Origin of the sequence: Xenophilus sp. Marseille-Q4582 (genome assembly GCF_916700565.1) — a bacterium.
GTDB lineage: Bacteria > Pseudomonadota > Gammaproteobacteria > Burkholderiales > Burkholderiaceae_C > Xenophilus.
On record NZ_CAKAKO010000004.1, the window covers coordinates 165,012 to 182,676 of the forward strand.

Here is a 17,665-nt window from a genome sequence, read left to right on the forward strand (position 1 = left end):
GTGCGGCGCGGGGCAGGGGCATCGCATGGCGACATGCGCGTTCTCAGGCCCGCGCCCCGGCTTCCTGTTCCGGTTCTTCTCATTGCCTCCCATTCCATGTCTCGTTCCTTGACCCCTGCGCTGTGCCGTGCCGGCGGCGTGGCCCTGGCCTGCACACTGCTGTGGGCAGGCGGCGCCCTGGCCCAGCAGATGCCCGCGCCAGCGCCGACGCCGGCGGCCCCGGGCACGCTCTCGCCCGTGCTGGTGTCCGACGCTTCGGATGCCAGCGCCGGCATCGACCTGGTCCAGGCCGTCCGGGCCGCTGCACAGACCCATCCCGCCGTGCGCGGCGCGGCGCGGCAGATCCTCCAGGCCGATGAGGGCATCGCCGCCGCGCGCGCCGGCTACTACCCGCAGGTGCGCGCCGGGGTGGGCTCGCAGCTGAGCAATCGCACCATCAGCCCCTACGACAGCCGGCGCGTGCACACGGCCTCGGTGTCGGTGTCGCAGATGCTGTACGACTTCGGCAAGGTGGCCAGCGCGGTGCAGGAGGCCGAGGCATCGGTCGCCGCCACCCAGGCGCAGGCCCTGCTGTCGGTGGACGACGTGGCCCGCGAGACGGCGCTGGCCTGGCTGGAGGTCTATCGGCAGCAGGCCATGGGCGAGATCGCGCGCGACCAGGTGCGCGGCGTGCAGGCGCTGGCCGATCTGGTGATGGAGCGCGAGCGCAAGGGCGCGAGTTCGCGCTCCGACGTGGAGCAGGCCCGTTCACGCGTGGAAGCCGCGCGGGCGCAGGTGCTGGACACCGCCGCGCAGGTGCGGCGCTGGCGCATCAGCCTGATGCACCTGACCGGCGCGCGCTCTGTCGGCACCATCGCCGGCACGCCGCCGGCCGTGCTCGAGACGGCCTGCGGGGCCGGGGCCGGGGCCGACGGGGCCGCGCCGCCGGCGGTGCGCCTGGCCCAGGCCCAGCGCGAGCAGGCCGAGGCCGCGCTGCGCGCCGCCGATGCCCAGTTGTTGCCCACGCTCTCCCTCGACGGCTCGGTCAGCCGCGGGCTGGATGCGCGTTCGCGGCTGCCGGGCGACAACGGCCTGTCCACCTCGGTGGGACTGAATTTCTCGGCACCGCTCTACGAAGGCGGCGGCAACCAGGCCCGCCAGCGCGCGGCCGTGCATGCGCTGGGCGCGGCCGATGCCGCGCTGGCGCGGGCCCGGCTGGTGGCGGCGCAGGAACTGGAGGACGCCCGGGCCCAGGCCCAGGGCCATGCGCAGCGCCTGCCCGTGCTGGAGGCGCGCGTCGCCAGCATCCGCGCGACGCGCGACCTGTACCGCCAGCAGTACCTGCAGCTGGGCACGCGCTCGCTGCTCGATCTTCTCAACGCCGAGCAGGAATACCACACGGTGCGTTTCGACCATGCCGCCAGCGTGCACGAGCAGTACCGCCTGGGCCTGCTGTGCCTCTATCACACCGATCGCCTGCGCACGGCCTTCGGCCTGGACGCGCTGCCCGCCGTCGCCGACGGGGGCCTGCGCCCCGGAGGCGCGCGATGAGCGCTTCCTCTTCCAGCGCGGTGCCGGCCGGCGCGGCGGAGGGCCGCCCGGCCCCGGAACTGCCGCCGCCCGCCGGGCGGGCGCGGGCGCAGGAGCGCGACGCGCTGCAGTCGGGCTGGCTCGACGCCGTCCTGGCCGTGGCGGGCCACTACCAGCTCGATGCCTCGCGCGAGCGCATCCGCGTGGCGGCGCAGTGGAACAGCGCCCAGCCCATCGAGGACGGCGCGCGGCACATGGCCCGCCAGGCCGGCCTGGCCTTGCGCTTCGTCAGCCCGCGGCTGGACCAGCTCAACGCCTGGCGGCTGCCGGTGGTGCTGCAGCTGGCCGGCGGCCAGGTGGCCGTCGTCAGCGCGATCACGCAGGACGGCCTGCGCCTGGCCTTCAGCGGCGACCAGGGCACGGAAAGCACGCGCCCGCTGGCCGAACTGCAGCCGCACGTGCAGGCTGTGGCCGTGCTGCGCCCGCTGCAGTCCGCCCCCGACTCGCGCGTGGACGGCTACATCCAGCCGGTGCAGCCGCACTGGCTGCGCAGCCTGGTGCTGGCCGACCTGCGGCCCTATGCCCACATCCTGCTGGCCTCCTTCATCACCAACCTGATGGCGCTGGGCGGGATTCTCTTTTCGATGCAGGTCTACGACCGCGTGGTGCCCGCCCAGTCGCTGCCCACGCTGTACGTGCTGTTCGGCGGCGTGCTGCTGTCGATCGCCTTCGCGTGGGCCATGCGCAGCGCCCGCATGCACATCACCGACGCGCTGGGCAAGCGCGCCGACCTGCGGGTGTCCGACCGCGTGTTCGGCCATGCGCTGCGCGTGCGCAACACGGCGCGGCCACGCTCCACGGGCACCTTCATCTCGCAGGTGCGCGAGCTCGAGCCCGTTCGCGAAATGCTCACCTCCACCACCGTCACGGCGGTGGCCGACCTGCCTTTCTTCCTGCTGTTCTGCGCGGTCTTCTGGTTCATCGCCGGCCCGCTGGTGTGGGTGCCGCTGGCCGCCTTCGTGCTGCTGCTGGTGCCCAGCCTCTTGGCCCAGCGGCGCCTGCGCGGGCTGGCCCAGGCCGGCATGCGTGAATCCTCGCTGCGCAACGCGATGCTGGTGGAGGCCGTGCAGGGCATCGAGGACATCAAGGTGCTGCAGGCCGAGCCGCGCTTCCAGAACCAGTGGAACCACTACAACGCCGTCAACGCCGAGTCGGGCCTGAAGCTGCGCGCGCTGCTCAACGGCCTGAACAACTGGATGCAGACCGTGCAGGGCAGTGCCTTCGCCTTCGTGGTGTTCTTCGGCACGCCGCAGGTGATGGCCGGCGAGATGAGCACCGGCGTGCTGGTGGCCGCCTCCATCCTGGTGAGCCGCATGCTGGCACCGCTCGCGGGCGTGACGCAGGTGCTCAACCGCTGGCAGCAGGCCAAGGTGGCCAGCGAGGCCCTGGACCAGCTCATGAAGCTGCCGGTGGACCATGCGCCCGAGGGCACGCGCATCCACCGGCCTGCGCTGGCGGGCGACTACGAGCTGCGGCAGGCCGTGTTCAGCCATGACGGCACGACCCCGGCGCTGCGCGTGAAGCTGCTGCGCCTGCGGCCGGGCGAGCGCGTGGCCGTGCTCGGGCGCAACGGCGCCGGCAAGTCCACGCTGCTGCAGGCCCTGTCGGGCCTGCTGGAGCCCCAGGCGGGCACCGCGCTGCTCGACGGCGTGGCGCTGGCCCACATCGACCCCGCCGACGTGCGGCGCGACGTGGCCCTGCTGACGCAGAACGCCCGCCTCTTCCACGGCAGCCTGCGCGAGAACCTGCGCCTGGGCGCCCCGCATGCCACCGATGCCGAACTGGTGGCGGCCCTGCAGGACGCGGGCGCCTGGGCCTTCGTGCAGAAGCTGGCCCAGGGGCTGGACCATCCGGTGCTCGAAGGCGGCCTCGGACTGTCGGGCGGCCAGCGTCAGAGCCTGCTGCTGGCGCGGCTGCTGCTGCGCCGCCCGAACGTGCTGCTGCTGGACGAACCCACGGCGGCCCTGGACGAAGTGGCCGAGCGCGAAGTCATCACCCGGCTGCGCGCGCTGGCCCCGGGCCGCACGCTGGTGGTGGCCACCCACCGGCCGGCCGTGCTGGAGGCCGTGGACCGGGTGCTGGTGCTCGACGGCGGCGCCATCGTGATGGACGGCCCGCGCGACGAGGTGCTGGGCCGCCTGCGCCAGGGCCCGTCCGCTGCGCCGCCTGCGCCGGCGGCGCCGTCCGGCCTGCAACGCGTGCAGGCGGTGGTGCGCCCGCGGGTCTCGGTCCAGCCGCAGGCGCCCTCGGGTGAAGGGAGTGCCGCATGAACGCCGTTTCCATGCAACGGGCCGGCGGGCCGGCGTCGACGCAGGCAGCGCAGGCGCGGCCGCTGCCGAACCTGGACGACTTCGACGAAGTGCGCGCCAGCCGCTCCGGCCGCGTGGTGTGGGCGGTGGCGCTGTTCCTGGCCGCCTTCTTCGCCTGGGCCTGGTTCTTCGAGATCGACGAGGTCTCCAGTGGCACCGGCAAGGTGATCCCCACCTCGCGCGAGCAGCGCATCCAGTCGCTGGAAGGCGGCATCCTGGCCGAGCTGCGCGTGCGCGAGGGCCAGATCGTCGAGAAGGGCGAAGTGCTCGCGCAGCTGGACCCGACGCGCGGCGAGTCCAACGTGGAGGAGACGGCCGCCCGCTACCGCGCCGCCCTGGCCAGCAGCGCCCGGCTGCGCGCCGAAGTGGACGGCCGCGCCAGCATCGATTTTCCCGACGAGCTCAAGGACTGGCCGCAGCTGACGGCTTCCGAGGCGGCGCTGTTCCGCTCGCGCCGCGCCAGCCTCAACGAAACCGTGGGCGGCCTGAACCAGGCCCTGGCCCTGGTCCGGCGCGAGCTGGACATCACCCGCTCGCTGGTGGCCAGCGGCGCGGCCAGCAACGTGGAGCTGATCCGGCTGCAGCGCCAGGGGGCGGATCTGGAACTGAAGATCGCCGAAGCGCGGGCCGGCTACATGGTGCGCAGCCGCGAGGAGCTGGCCAAGGCCGATGCCGAAGTGAAGTCGCTGTCGTCCGTGGTGCGCGGGCGGGCCGACACGCTGGAACGGCTGACCCTGCAGTCGCCCGTGCGCGGCGTGGTCAAGCATCTGGAGGTGACAACCATCGGCGGTGTGGTGCCGCCCAACGGCTCGCTGATGACGCTGGTGCCGCTGGACGACCAGTTGCTGGTGGAGGCGCGTATCTCGCCGCGCGACATCGCCTTCATCCACCCGGGGCAGGAGGCGCTGGTCAAGGTCACGGCCTATGACTATGCGGTCTACGGCGGTCTGCCGGGCCAGGTGGTCAACATCGCGCCCGACACGTTGCGCGACGAGGTCAAGCCCGAGATCGTGTACTACCCGGTGATGATCCGCACGCAGGCCGATGCCCTGGTGAACGGGGCCGGCAAGCGCTTTCCCATCGTGCCCGGCATGGTCGCGACGGCCGACATTCGCACGGGCCGCAAGACCGTGTGGGACTACCTGACCAAGCCGCTGAACCGCGCGCGCGAGGCGCTGCGCGAGCGCTGAAGCCGTGGCGGCCCGGTCCGCCCACCCTTTGCAATGAACCGCTGATTGAGGACGACGCCATGACGATGAACCGACGAACCCCTTCCCTGGTGCTGTGGACGGCCATGAGCCTGTGGCTGGCGGGCTGCGCCACGGGGCACCACAACCCGGTCGATGCCACCAGCAACCCCGACAAGCTGAGCTACCAGGACGTCGAAGCCCGCCGCCCGGACTTCAAGGAACCCTTCCTGCGCGACGGCGTGGTCAGCGAGCCCGCACGCTTCGCGGCGCTGACGGCGGGCACGCCCGCGGCACGCGTGCAGGAGCTGCTGGGCCAGCCCTTGCAAAAGAGCGCCGGGCCGCGCGGCCCGGAGTGGGACTACCACTTCAAGTTCCGGATGCCGCAGTCGCAGAACTACCTCGTGTGCCAGTACAAGGTGGTGTTCGACGGCGCGGGCCAGGCCGTGCGCGAGACGGTCTGGCGCCGCCAGCAATGCCTGGACCTGGTGGGCGCCGGCCGCCGGGCCGGCTGACGGGCGGCCCGGCGGGCGCCGCGCCCCGGCGCCCGGGCGTGGCGCCGCGGTGCGGTCAGAGCCGCGCCGTCGACCACGCCATGCGCTGCAGCAGCGCGTGCTGCCGGGCCTCTTCGGCCTGGCGCAGGCTCTGCGCGGCACGCGCGGCGCTGTAGGCCACGAAGCGCTGTTCGATCTCGCGCGCCCAGGCCGTCAGGCTGCGTTCGTCCGCGTCAGGGGCAGGGCGGGGGGGCTCCATCTGCGCCCGGCGCAGGATGTCGGCTTTCTTCTGGAGACTCAGCATGGAAGAAGAGGGTGTGATAGAGATTCGAAGGCGTCCTTGTGCGGCCCGACGCAAGCGCCGTGCCATGCCGTCATGCTGGCAGGCGCCTGTGTCAGGCGCTTGTCATGCCGGGGCCGCAGCGTCGAGCGGCCGGCCCCGGCACATCACTGGCCCGGGCCGCTTCAGCGCATCAGCGGGCGCGGGGGCGCGGGCTGCGGTGCAGGCATGGGCATGGGCGTGACCGCCGGTGCAGGTGGCGCGGTGGCGGGGGCGGGCGTCATGACCGTGGTCACGGTTTCGCGGATCAGGCCGCCGCCCATCACGCTGCCATCCACCGTGGTCTGGCCGGTGCCGGTCACGCGCGCCTCGCAGGCAGTGCGCTCGGCCGGCGGATGCACGGCGCAGCGGGCCAGCGCGTTGGCGCTGTAGTCGGGGGCGCTGGTCAGCTGGCCCTGGCGCGCGGCCTGGCGGGCGGCGCCGGCTTCGCGGGCGCAGGCGGCCGGGTCTTGCGGCAGGTGGGCGCACATGGCGCGCTCTTCCTGGTAGGTGCGCTGGGTGCCGGCGGTCTGGGCCAGCGCGGGCACGGCGATCAGGCTGGCGCCCAGCAGCAGGGCGCAACGCAGGGGGCGGGCGGGGATGGTCATGGTGACAAAGCTCCTCTTGCAGCGGGCGGAATCGGGCCGTGCGGCGTCGCGGGGGAAGCCGCGGTGCGCGTCCGCCGGCTGCGGCGGCGGACGTGTCGGCAGAAGAAGGGTGGGGCGATAGCGCGGGCTCAGCGCGCGGGCGCGGGCTGAGGCGGCAGCGGCGTGACGGTTTCGCGGATCACGCCGCCGCCCATCACGCTGCCGCTGCTGGACGAAGCGCCCGTCCCGCACGCGCGCCTCGCAGGCGGCGCGATCGGCGGCGGGCTGGCTGTCGCAGCGGGCCAGGGCGTTCGCGTCCACCGCGGCGCCGCCGGGCGTGGTCAGCCCGCCGCGCCGGGCCTCCTGGCGCGCCGCGCCGGCTTCGCGCAGGCAGGCGGCACGGTCCTGCTGCACCCCATCGCAATGGGCGGTGGCGGGCGCGGCGGGCTGCGCTTGCGCCCCGGCGCTGCCGGCGCACAGCAGCAGCACCAGCGCACCGGCGTGCGCCCAGGGGCGCAGGGAAGACGACGGTTGGGACAATGGCATGGGCAGGCTCCTTGGCGGGCCGCCGCCGAAGGCGCCGTGCCGGGGCACGGGGCGCCTTCGGGCAGGCCCGCGATCAACGGAACGCCAGTGTCGGGCGGCCCGCCCGGCCGCGATGTGGGAGCGCTGCGCCGCCGCGCGCGCGGCCAGTGAGCCGATCGCCTGTGGGCGCAGTCCGACGCGGTGCAGGCCGCCAGGCGGGTGCCGCGCCGGCACCGCGCCCGCGGCCTGCTGGCCCTCAGCCCGCTTCGATGCGCCGCGCCAGGTGCGCGAGCGCCTCTTCCACCTGGTCCACCAGGATCAGGGACAGGTCGCCCGGCTGCAGGCGGTCCAGCGCGGTGTCGATGGCGATGAACTCGCCGCGGATCTCATGGACCGTCGTGGTGCGGCGCGCACCCACCAGGCCCTGGCGCAGCAGGGCGATCACCTCGCCGTCGGCGCGGCCGCGCTGGGCGGCGTCCTGGTAGAGCACCACCTCGTCGAAGGCCTCGCCGAGGATGGCGGTCTGGTCGCGGATGTCGCAGTCGCGCCGGTCGCCCGCGCCGCTGATGACCACCGAGCGGCGCTTGGCGGGCAGCGTGTCGATGGCGGCCACCAGCGCCTTCATGGCGTCGGTGTTGTGGCCGTAGTCGGCGATCACCGTCGCGCCGCGAAAGCGCATCATGTTGAAGCGGCCGGGCACGCCGGCGGCGTCGTTCTTGAAGCTGGCCAGGCCGCTGCGGATGGTGTCCCAGTCCAGGCCCACGGCCCAGGCCGCGGCCACGGCGGCCATTACGTTCTCGACCTGGAAGGGCAGGGTGCCGCCGCGCGTGATGGGCACGCCCGACAGCGGGACGCGCTCGCGCCAGGCGCCTTCGGCCGCGATCACCTCGCTGCGGTCCACGTACACCGTGCGGTGCCCCTGCGCGCGGTGCGTGGCCATCACGGGGCACTGGCGGTCGGCCGCGAAGTAGATGACATGGGCCGGGCCGCCCGGGGCGACGCCGGCCATGGCGGCCACGTGCGGATCGGCCGCGTTGAGCACGGCATAGCCGCCGGGCGCCACGTTGCGCACGATCACGCGCTTGAGCACCGACAGGTCTTCCACCGAGTTGATGTAATTCAGCCCCAGGTGGTCGCCCGCGCCGATGTTGGTGACCACCGCCACGCTGCACAGGTCGAAGCCCAGGCCTTCGCGCAGGATGCCGCCGCGCGCCACCTCGAACACCGCCGCCTCCACGTCGGGGTGCAGCAGCACGTTGCGCGCGCTTTTGGGGCCGCTGCAGTCGCCGCTGTCGGTCTGGCGCCCGTCGACGTACACGCCGTCGGTGTTGGTCATGCCCGTCACGAGGCCGCTGGCGGCCAGCAGGTGGTTGATCAGGCGCGCCGTGGTGGTCTTGCCATTGGTGCCGGTCACGGCCACGACCGGGATGCGGCCGTCGTCGCCGTCGGCGAAAAGCTGGTCGATCACCGCCTCGCCCACCGGCCGGCCGCGGCCGAAGGAGGGGCTGATGTGCATGCGCAGGCCCGGCGCGGCGTTCACTTCCACGATGCCGCCGTGCTGCTCCTCGAGCGGGCGGATGACGTTCTCGCAGACCATGTCCACCCCGCAGATGTGCAGGCCCACCATCTGCGCGGCGTCCACCGCGCGGGCGGCGATCTCGGGGTGCACGGTGTCGGTCACGTCGGTGGCGGTGCCGCCGGTCGACAGGTTCGCGTTGTTGCGCAGCACCACGCGCTGGCCCAGCGCAGGCACGCTGTCGGGCGTCAGGCCCTGCGCCTCCAGCCGGCCGATGGCGATGTCGTCCAGGCGGATCTTGGTCAGCGAGGTGGCATGGCCTTCGCCGCGGCGCGGGTCCTGGTTCACCTCGTCGACCAGCGCGCGCACGGTGCGTTCGCCGTCGCCGATCACCTGCGGCGGGTCGCGGCGCGCGGCCGCCACCAGCTTGTCGCCCACCACCAGCAGGCGGAAGTCGAAGCCGGGCAGGAACTTCTCGACCATCACCTCGCCGTAGTGGGCGGCCGAGGCGTAGGCGGCCTCGAACTGTTCGCGCGAGCTGATGTTCACCGTCACGCCCTTGCCCTGGTTGCCGTCCTGCGGCTTGGTGACCACGGGCAGGCCGATCTCCAGCGCGGCGGCCCAGCCGTCCTCCAGGTCCTTCACGGGCCGGCCCAGCGGCACGGGCACGCCCGCGGCATTGAGCAGCTGCTTGGTCAGCTCCTTGTCCTGCGCGATGGATTCGGCCACGCCGCTGGTGCTGTCGACCTCGGCCGCCTGGATGCGGCGCTGGCGCGCGCCCCAGCCGAACTGCACCAGGCTGCCGCGCGTCAGGCGGCGGTATGGGATGCCGCGTGCCACCGCGGCTTCGACGATGGCCCCGGTGCTCGGGCCCAGGCGCTCGTCCTCGTCCAGCTCGCGCAGCTCGGCGACCACGGCGGCGGCGTCGAAGCCCGGCGCGCCGCCGGCGTGCTGCGCGGCGGCGATCAGCTCGGCCGCGCGCTTCACGGCCAGGCGGCCCACCGCTTCCTCGGTGTACTGCACCACCACCTGGTACACGCCTTCTTCCAGCGTGGCTGTGGTGTGGCCGAAGATGACCGGGCAGCCGGCCTGCACCTGCAGCGCGATGGCCGCGTTCTCCAGCACATGGGCCAGGGCCAGCGGCTGGCCCAGCACGGTGGGATGCAGCTCGCCGATGAAGGGGAACAGCGCGCGCAGCCGGGTCTCGAAGCCGGGCAGCTGCTCGATCACGTTCTCGTCGCCATGGCAGGCCACGACGGTTTCGATGGCCGTGTGCCGGCTCCACAGGTTGGGGCCGCGCAGGGCGCGGGTGCGGATGATGTCCATGGTGTCGCGGGGCCGCTCAGGCCGGCAGGGCGAAGGAAGGGGCGACGGGAGGCGCGGCATCGAACATCTCGACGCCGGCGCCGATCAGGTTGAGCGGGATGCCCAGCGCCCAGGCCGCGCCTACGGCCGCCAGCAGGCTGTCCACGCGCACGCTCGCATGCCGGGCGCCCCAGGCGGCCAGCGTGCCCATGCCGGGCAGGAAGGCTTCGCTGGTGCCGGTGGCCAGCACCACGCGGTCCTGCCGCACCAGCACGGCCTTGCCGCCGGCGCCCAGGTGCTCGGCCAGCGCAGGCGCGCCGGCGTCGCTGGCATAAAGCACCACGTCGCCGTCACACAGCGGCGCCATGCCGGCCACGCGCGCATCGGCGGCGTTGAGCACGGCCGTGCCGTGCGGCAGCACGACGTCCACCTGGGTGCGCAGCACTTTCACCATCTGGTCGCTGTCCTGGATGTCGTAATGGCCCAGGGCCTCGGCGCCGCCCAGATCGGTCACGATGCCCACCTCGCAGCGGTCGTAGGGCAGGCCGTCGGCCAGCAGGGTCTCGGCGCCGTTCTCGATCACCACGGCTTCCACCTGGCGGTTGACCAGCAGGCGGCGGCCGGCTTCCCAATGGGCGCTGTCGCGCGCATCGACGCGGCGGCGGTCCAGGAACAGGCCCTCGCGGCAGGCCAGCCCGGTGGGCTTGCCCGACAGGCTGACCAGCCAGGCCACCAGGCGCGCGAGCGCGGCCGTGTCCTCGGTGCCGGCCACGCCCACGATGGGGATGCGGCCCGGCAGCTCGCTGTCGTCCTCGGGGAAGAGGTGGTCGCAGATGGCACGGCCGACGGGTCGTGGCGCGCCCACGGCCGGCTTGAGGTGCATCAGCAGGCCGGGGCCGGCGTTCACCTCGACGATGGCGCCGCGCTGCGTCTGCAGCGGGCGGCCGATGTCCTCGCACACGAGGTCGATGCCCGCGATGTCCAGGCCCACGATGCGCGCGGCCAGCGTGGCGGCATGCGCGACCTCGGGATGCACCTGGTCCGTGCAGTCCACGCTCAGGTTGCCGTTGCGCTGGATCACCACCACCTGGTCCACGGCCGGCACCGAATCGGCGCTCAGGTTCTGGCGCTGCAGCTCCAGCTGCAGCTTGGCGTCGGTGTCGGGCAGGATGATGTCCAGCGGGTACTCCTCCTGCGCGCCGCGCCGCGGGTCGCTGTTGAGCTGGCTGTCGATCAGCTGGCGCACGCTGCTGGCGCCGTCGCCGGTCACGGTGATGATCTCACCGCGCGCGGCGGCCACCACCTCACCGCCCACCACCAGCAGGCGGTGTTCCTGGCCGGGCACGAAGCGCTCCACCATCACCTCGCTGCCCTCGGGCTCGGCGACGGCGAAGGCGGCCAGCACCTCTTCACGCGTGCGCAGGTCCAGCGACACGCCACGGCCGTGGTTGGCGTCCTGCGGCTTCACGGCCACCGGCAGGCCGATGTCCTCGGCCGCTTCCCAGGCCTCCTCGGCGCTGGCCACCACGCGGCCTTCGGGCACCGGCACGCCGCAGCTGGCCAGCAGGGACTTGGTCAAGGCCTTGTCGCCGGCGATGGATTCGCCGATGGCGCTGGTGTAGTCGCATTCAGCGGTCCAGATGCGCTGCTGCCTGGCGCCGTAGCCCAGCTGCACCAGGTTGCCTTCGTTCAGGCGGATGGCCGGGATGCCGCGGTCGATGGCGGCGTTGACGATGGCCGCGGTGCTCGGCCCCAGGTAGCAGTCGTCCACCTTGGCCTTGATGGCGTCGATGGCGCGCTGCACGTCGGCCGCGTCGCAGGGGTCGTCGTTGAGCGTCGCCATCAGCAGCCGGTGGCCCTCGGCCAGCGCGGTGCGCGCCACCTGCTCGTCACGCGCGCGAAAGACCATGCGGTACTGGCCGTGCTGCGAGGTGCTGCGCGTCTGGCCGAAACCCGTGGGCATGCCCGCCAGGTTCAGCAGCTCGATCACCACGTGCTCCAGCACATGGCCGGCCCAGGTGCCTTCCTGCAGGCGCTGGATGAAGCCGCCGCGCTCGCCCACGCCGCAGTGGTGCTCGATCAGGGCCGGCAGCAGGTTCGTCAGCCGCTCCGGGAAGCCGGGCACGAGGTTGGAGGGATAGTCTTCCAGCGCGCCCAGGTCCAGCCAGACCTCCAGCACGGGGCGGTAGGTCCAGATGTTCGGGCCGCGCAGGTAGCGCGCGCGCATCAGGCGGATGTCGTCGAAACGGGGCATGTGAACGTTCGTAGGGGAATGCGCGGACGGTGCCGTGGCCAGGGGCCGGGAACCGGCGGGCCCTCGCGGGCCCGGGGGGCTTCTGGCGTCGAGAATGCGCAGCGCCCGACCGGCGCGTCGATCAGGCCTTCATCCGGGGCCCTGGTGATCGAAGACATGAACGAAAGAAGAATGCAAACACCTGATCCAGTCGGTGCCCCGGGGGGCGAATCGGCCCTTGCCGCCGGCTTCGAAGGCCGGCTCCTGGTCTCGGAAAACGTGCTGGCCGTGGCGCCGGTTGACCTGAGTGCCGATCTGCGCTTCGCCGACGGTGCGCTGCTGCTGAGCACGCAGCGCCTACTGGCGCGGGGCGCGGCAGGCGAGCGGAGCGAGTGGCCGCTCACCGCCGCGCTGGAGCTGCGTCTGCACGACCATGCGGGCGTGGGCACGGCCGAACTCATGGACGGCGCCGTGCGCCTGGCGCGCTGGCGCTACACGCTCGCGCACCAGCCGGCCCTGCTGCGGCTGCAGCGGCGCCTGGCGCAGCAGGCCCGGCGCCTGGCCGGCCTGCCCGAGGCCCAGGCCGAGGAGGGCGCGAACGGCGGCGACGGCGAGCCGCTGGACACCGAACTGCAGACGCCGCCCTCCACCTGGGTGCTGCTGCGCCTGGGCCGTTTCGCCCGGCCCTACCGCACGCAGCTGATCTGGGGCTTCGTGCTGACCCTGCTGTCCACGGCCGCCACCCTGGTGCCGCCCTACCTGACCATTCCGCTCATGGACGACATCCTGATCCCGTTCCAGAACGGGCAGGCCATCGACCCCATGCGCGTGGTGCTGTACCTGGGCGGCCTGTTGCTGGCTGCGCTGCTGGGCTGGGGGTTGGGGTGGGCGCGCACCTATCTGCTCGCGCTGGTGTCCGAGCGCATGGGCGCGGACCTGCGCACCACCACCTACGAGCACCTGCTCACGCTGCCGCTCGATTACTTCGGCGGCAAGCGCACGGGCGACCTGATGGCGCGCATCGGCTCCGAGACCGACCGCATCAACGTCTTCCTGTCGCTGCACGCGCTGGACTTCCTGACCGACGTGCTCATGATCGTGATGACGGCCGCGATCCTGGTGTCCATCAACCCGCTGCTGGCCGTGGTCACGCTGGTGCCGCTGCCCTTCATCGCCTGGATGATCCATGTGGTGCGCGACCGGCTGCGCACGGGCTTCGAGAAGATCGACCGCGTGTGGGGCGAAGTGACCAACGTGCTGGCCGACACCATCCCCGGCATCCGCGTGGTCAAGGCTTTCGCGCAGGAAAAGCGCGAGGCCGAGCGCTTCCGCGCCGCCAACCGGTACAACCTGCAGGTCAACGACCGGCTCAACCGCACCTGGAGCCTGTTCACGCCCAGCGTGTCGCTGCTGACCGAGATCGGCCTGCTCGTGGTCTGGGGCTTCGGCATCTGGCAGGTGGCGCGCGGCAGCATCACGGTGGGCGTGCTCACCGCCTTCATCGCCTACATCGGCCGCTTCTACACGCGGCTCGATTCGATGAGCCGCATCGTCTCGGTCACGCAGAAGGCGGCGGCCGGGGCCAAGCGCATCTTCGACATCCTGGACCACGTGAGCAACGTGCCCGAGCCGGCGAACCCGGTGCGCATCGAGGGCACGCTGGCCGGCCGCATCGAACTGCGCCACCTGGGCTTTCGCTACGGCTCGCGCACCGTGATCCGCGACCTGCAGCTGACCATCGAGCCCGGCGAGATGATCGGCCTGGTCGGCCATTCGGGCTCGGGCAAGAGCACGCTGGTCAACCTGATCTGCCGCTTCCACGACGTGAGCGAGGGCGCGATCCTGGTCGACGGCCACGACATCCGCCGCTACGCCGTGGCCGATTTCCGCCGCCACGTCGGCCTGGTGCTGCAGGAGCCCTTCCTCTTCTTCGGCACCATCGCGCAGAACATCGCCTACGGCAAGCCCGAGGCCACGCGCGAGGAGATCGTCGCCGCCGCGCGCGCCGCGCATGCGCACGACTTCATCCTGCGCCTGCCGCACGGCTACGACTCGCTGGTCGGCGAGCGCGGCCAGGGCCTGTCGGGCGGCGAGCGCCAGCGCATCAGCATCGCGCGCGCGCTGCTGATCGACCCGCGCATCCTGATCCTCGACGAGGCCACCTCGGCGGTGGACACCGAGACCGAGAAGGAGATCCAGAAGGCGCTGGACAACCTGGTGCAGGGCCGCACCACGCTGGCCATTGCGCACCGCCTGTCCACGCTGCGCAAGGCCGACCGCCTGGTGGTGATGGACCGCGGGGAGATCGTCGAGGTGGGCCCGCACGACGCGCTGATGGCGCGCGAAGGCGCTTATTGGCGCCTGTACCAGGCCCAGCAGCGCCAGGCCGATGACGACGAGGGTAGCGAGGGCGCCGCGCGCGAGCGCGCCGCCGTCGCCACGCTGGCGGCCCTGCACGCCCACCCCAGCCATGCCGCGCACCCGGCCGGAGACGCCTGATGAGCCACGACACCCCTTGCGCCACGGACCCGGCGGCGCCCCTGCGCCTGGTGCGCGACGCCAGCGGCGCGCTCGTGATGCTGCAGCCGGAAGGCCCGCCCGAGCCCGTGACCCCCGTGCGCGCCTTTGCCCTGAGCGCGCCGGACGCCGGCATCTCGCTGGTGGGCGCCGATGGCCGGGAGCGCCACTGGATCGCGCATCCGGACGAGCTTTCGCCCGAGGCGCGCGCCCTGCTGGCCGAAGAACTGGCGCCGCGCGATTTCGCGCCCGTGCTGCTGCAACTGCGCAGTGTCTCCACCTTCGGCGTGCCCAGCACCTGGGACGTGCGCACCGACCGCGGCGACACGCGCTTCGTGCTCAAGGCCGAAGAGGACATCCGCCGCCTCGAGGGGGGCGCGCTGCTGATCACCAGCGCGCACGGCCTGCAGCTGCGCGTGCCCGATCGGCAGGCGCTGGACCGTGCCTCACGGCGCCTGCTCGAACGATTCCTGTAGGGGTGGGCGGCCCAGCGATGCGGGAACGCAACGCATCCGTCCCGCCATGAAGAAGAATGCGTTAACACCAAAGAACCCAAAAAAGCGCCGATCACGCCTTCAGGTGGGCACTTTGACGCATCCGCGGCAGTAACAGCAGTAACGGCGAGACACAATTGCGCCTCGGCTCCTAAACTGAATCCGATTTCGGGAGCTGTTGCCTTGCAGGGACCTGTGGACGTGCTTATGCCAATACCCCACGCCGCACCGCGCCGCCTGGCGCTGAGTTACTCCGTTGAAGGCTTGTCGGTCCGCGACGACCTGCTGCTGAAGTCGCTGGTGCGCGTGCTCGACCACCGCTCGCACCAGCAGTGGCAGTGCCTGGTCCAGGGCGGCGACCTGCGCGTGAGCGGCGCCCCCTTCGGCAGCTCCGCCGCCGATGGCCAGGGCGGGCTGGTCCTGCGCATGGGCCATCCGCCGGGCGAAGGCGAATTCGCCCTGCCCATGCCGCTGCACGCGGGCCACCTCGAGAACATGTTCAACCGCATCGGCGACCACATCGCGCAGCAGCGTGCGGATGCCGCCGCCAGCGCCGCGCAGCAGCCGGTGCGCGACGACGAGCAGTTCCGCCTGCGGCGCTGGCCGCCGGCCGCGCTGCTGGGCACGCCGGAGCGGCTGAGCCTGGCCGCGCTGATGAGCGCGCGCCCGCAGCCGCTGGCCGTGCTGCAGCGGCAGTCCGGCGTGCCCCTGCCGCTGTGCATCGAGTTCCTGCGCGAACTGCGCCAGGCCGACCTGGTGCTCAGCAGCCCGGTCCCCGCCACGCTGCCCGCAGACGCCGCCCCTGCGGCAGAACCGGACGCGGCCGCCCGCCCGGCGGTGGCCGTCGGTGCCGCGGCGCCCCAGCCCGGCCTGATCGCGCGCATCCGCGCCCGCTTCGGCCTGCAGCCGGCCTGGTCGCGGTGACCGGCGGCGTGGCATTCCCCTTGACCTGCATCCCGGCGGAACTGCGGCGCGCGCCAGCGCGGCGGCCCGCCCGCTGCCCCTGACATGGCCATCGAACACAAGATCCTCTTCACCGGCACCATGGGCGCCGGCAAGACCTCGGCCATCGCGGCCATCAGCGAGGTCATTCCCATGCGCACCGAGGCGCGCAACACCGACCTGAGCGTGGGCAAGGCCACCACCACCGTGGGGCTGGACTATGGCGAAGTCACGCTGGAGAACGGCGAGAAACTGCGCCTGTATGGCACGCCGGGCCAGAAGCGCTTCGAGTTCATGTGGAGCATCCTCGCGCGCGGCGCGCTGGGGCTCATCATCCTCATCGACAACAGCCGCCCCGACCCGCTCGCAGACCTGGACATCTACCTCGAGAATTTCGCCAGGCTGATCGCCGAGACGGGCTGCGTGGTGGCCGTGGGCCGCACCGAAACCCACCCCGCACCCGGCCTGGACGCGTTTGCGCAGCGCATGGAGGCGCGCGGCGTGATCTGCCCCGTGGTGCCCGCCAACGCCACGCGCGCCGAAGACGTGCTCCAGCTCATCCACCTGCTGCTGCTGCAGCTCGAATCCCGAACCGGCCACGAGGCGCTGCGATGAACGTGTCCCCCGCCCTGCAACAGGCCGCCCAGGCGGCCGTCGACCGGCTCATGCGCGAACTCAAGGGCGTGCGCGCCGTGGTCATCGCCAGCGAGGACGGCTTCGAGCTGGCCGGCCGCATGGAAAACAGCGCCCAGGTGGCGCGGCTGTCGGCTCTGGCCAGTTCGCTCGCCGCGCTGGGCGCCCTGGCCGGCGAGGAAAGCAGCCTGGGTGCGTGCGACAACGTGACCATCGAGGCGGCGCATGGCCACCTGGTCATGGTGCGGGCGCGCCATCCCGAGATCGACCTGATCATCAGCGTCGTGACCAGCCGCGAGGCCATCATTGGCCAGGTGCTGTACATGAGCAAGCTGTCGGCCAGGCAGCTCGGGTCGCAGGGCTGAGCCGCGCGCAGCACGGCGTGCGGACCCAGGGCGTCGATGGAATCGGAAAACTTTGTGACATTGTTGACACCCCCCCTGCAACGGCACGTGCAGGACATCGCGTCTCCCCGACACTCCGGCGCAGGGGGGCGCGGTGTGCGCTTGCGCCGGCATGCCATTGCGCCCCTTCTCGACACAGCCTCGCCTTCCTTCTGCGCCCGGGCAACGGCTGACCATCCAGGGCACTGACGACATCGCGAACGAAAGGACACTCATGGCCACCATCAAGCAATCCATGGACGAACTCATGACCACCGACGGCGCCCTGTGCGCAGCGCTGGTCGACTCCGGCAGCGGCATGATCCTCGGCCAGATCGGCACCGGCCTGGACCTGGAAGTGGCGGCCGCCGGCAATACCGAGGTGGTGCGCGCCAAGATGAAGACCATGCGCAGCCTGGGACTGAACGACACCATCGAGGACATCCTCATCACGCTGGGCAAGCAGTACCACATCATCCGCCCCATGGTGAAGCAGGAAGGCCTGTTCATCTACCTGGTGCTGGACAAGGCCCGCTCCAACCTGGCGCTGGCGCGCCGCAAGACGGCCGATGTGGAACAGAGCCTGACCCTCTGAGCCGGCGCGCGCTTCGCCCGCCTCGGACCGCGGCCGCCTTCGGGCGGCTTTTTCTTT

Annotated in this window: 14 protein-coding genes; 10 read left to right on the top strand and 4 right to left on the bottom strand. The window is 72.4% G+C overall.

Annotated features, from left to right (window positions below; all coding sequences use genetic code 11):
* The first annotated feature begins 96 nt into the window (after window positions 1-96).
* From LG388_RS16135 to bamE, 4 genes are read left to right on the top strand one after another with little or no spacing between them, the layout of a single operon-like run.
* Window positions 97-1,530, top strand: a complete 1,434-nt coding sequence (locus LG388_RS16135; RefSeq protein WP_225783761.1) for a TolC family outer membrane protein — start codon at window positions 97-99, stop codon at window positions 1,528-1,530.
* Entirely contained in the window at window positions 1,527-3,839 is a 2,313-nt protein-coding gene (locus LG388_RS16140; RefSeq protein WP_225783762.1) for a type I secretion system permease/ATPase, read from the top strand. Before LG388_RS16135 ends, LG388_RS16140 begins: the two co-directional genes overlap by 4 nt.
* An 11-nt stretch (window positions 3,840-3,850) precedes the next feature.
* Window positions 3,851-5,068, top strand: coding sequence for an HlyD family efflux transporter periplasmic adaptor subunit (locus LG388_RS16145; RefSeq protein WP_370630207.1), 1,218 nt, complete (start codon window positions 3,851-3,853; stop codon window positions 5,066-5,068).
* Window positions 5,069-5,127: 59 nt separating this feature from the next.
* The gene (gene bamE, locus LG388_RS16150; RefSeq protein ID WP_225783764.1) at window positions 5,128-5,580 is read left to right on the top strand and encodes an outer membrane protein assembly factor BamE; all 453 of its coding nucleotides are present in this window, start codon (window positions 5,128-5,130) and stop codon (window positions 5,578-5,580) included.
* Between the two features lie 55 nt (window positions 5,581-5,635).
* Here bamE and LG388_RS16155 read toward each other — a convergent pair whose 3' ends face one another.
* The 4 genes from LG388_RS16155 to cphA (LG388_RS16175) form a co-directional block, all read right to left on the bottom strand.
* Complete coding sequence (locus LG388_RS16155) at window positions 5,636-5,863, bottom strand: hypothetical protein (RefSeq protein WP_225783765.1); 228 nt, start codon at window positions 5,861-5,863, stop codon at window positions 5,636-5,638.
* Window positions 5,864-6,024: 161 nt separating this feature from the next.
* Window positions 6,025-7,011, bottom strand: a complete 987-nt coding sequence (locus LG388_RS26835; RefSeq protein ID WP_370630181.1) for a hypothetical protein — start codon at window positions 7,009-7,011, stop codon at window positions 6,025-6,027.
* A 235-nt stretch (window positions 7,012-7,246) separates the two neighbouring features.
* Complete coding sequence (gene cphA / locus LG388_RS16170) at window positions 7,247-9,832, bottom strand: cyanophycin synthetase (RefSeq protein WP_225783767.1); 2,586 nt, start codon at window positions 9,830-9,832, stop codon at window positions 7,247-7,249.
* Window positions 9,833-9,848: 16 nt separating this feature from the next.
* On the bottom strand, window positions 9,849-12,065 hold the full coding sequence (gene cphA / locus LG388_RS16175) for a cyanophycin synthetase (protein ID WP_225783768.1): 2,217 nt from the start codon (window positions 12,063-12,065) through the stop codon (window positions 9,849-9,851).
* Between the two features lie 171 nt (window positions 12,066-12,236).
* Here cphA (LG388_RS16175) and LG388_RS16180 point away from each other — a divergent pair, with 171 nt between their 5' ends.
* From LG388_RS16180 to LG388_RS16205, 6 genes are all read left to right on the top strand, one after another.
* Complete coding sequence (locus LG388_RS16180) at window positions 12,237-14,543, top strand: ABC transporter ATP-binding protein (RefSeq protein WP_225783769.1); 2,307 nt, start codon at window positions 12,237-12,239, stop codon at window positions 14,541-14,543.
* Window positions 14,543-15,037, top strand: coding sequence for a DUF1854 domain-containing protein (locus LG388_RS16185; RefSeq protein WP_370630182.1), 495 nt, complete (start codon window positions 14,543-14,545; stop codon window positions 15,035-15,037). The genes LG388_RS16180 and LG388_RS16185 overlap by 1 nt, the downstream gene beginning before the upstream one ends.
* Window positions 15,038-15,262: 225 nt before the next feature.
* Window positions 15,263-15,979, top strand: coding sequence for a hypothetical protein (locus LG388_RS16190; RefSeq protein ID WP_225783770.1), 717 nt, complete (start codon window positions 15,263-15,265; stop codon window positions 15,977-15,979).
* 84 nt (window positions 15,980-16,063) lie between these two features.
* Window positions 16,064-16,612 (top strand): ATP/GTP-binding protein, encoded by a 549-nt coding sequence (locus LG388_RS16195; protein ID WP_225783771.1) that lies wholly within the window; start codon window positions 16,064-16,066, stop codon window positions 16,610-16,612.
* On the top strand, window positions 16,609-16,995 hold the full coding sequence (locus LG388_RS16200) for a roadblock/LC7 domain-containing protein (protein ID WP_225783772.1): 387 nt from the start codon (window positions 16,609-16,611) through the stop codon (window positions 16,993-16,995). The genes LG388_RS16195 and LG388_RS16200 overlap by 4 nt, the downstream gene beginning before the upstream one ends.
* 253 nt (window positions 16,996-17,248) lie before the next feature.
* On the top strand, window positions 17,249-17,608 hold the full coding sequence (locus LG388_RS16205) for a hypothetical protein (RefSeq protein ID WP_225783773.1): 360 nt from the start codon (window positions 17,249-17,251) through the stop codon (window positions 17,606-17,608).
* Window positions 17,609-17,665 lie beyond the last annotated feature (57 nt).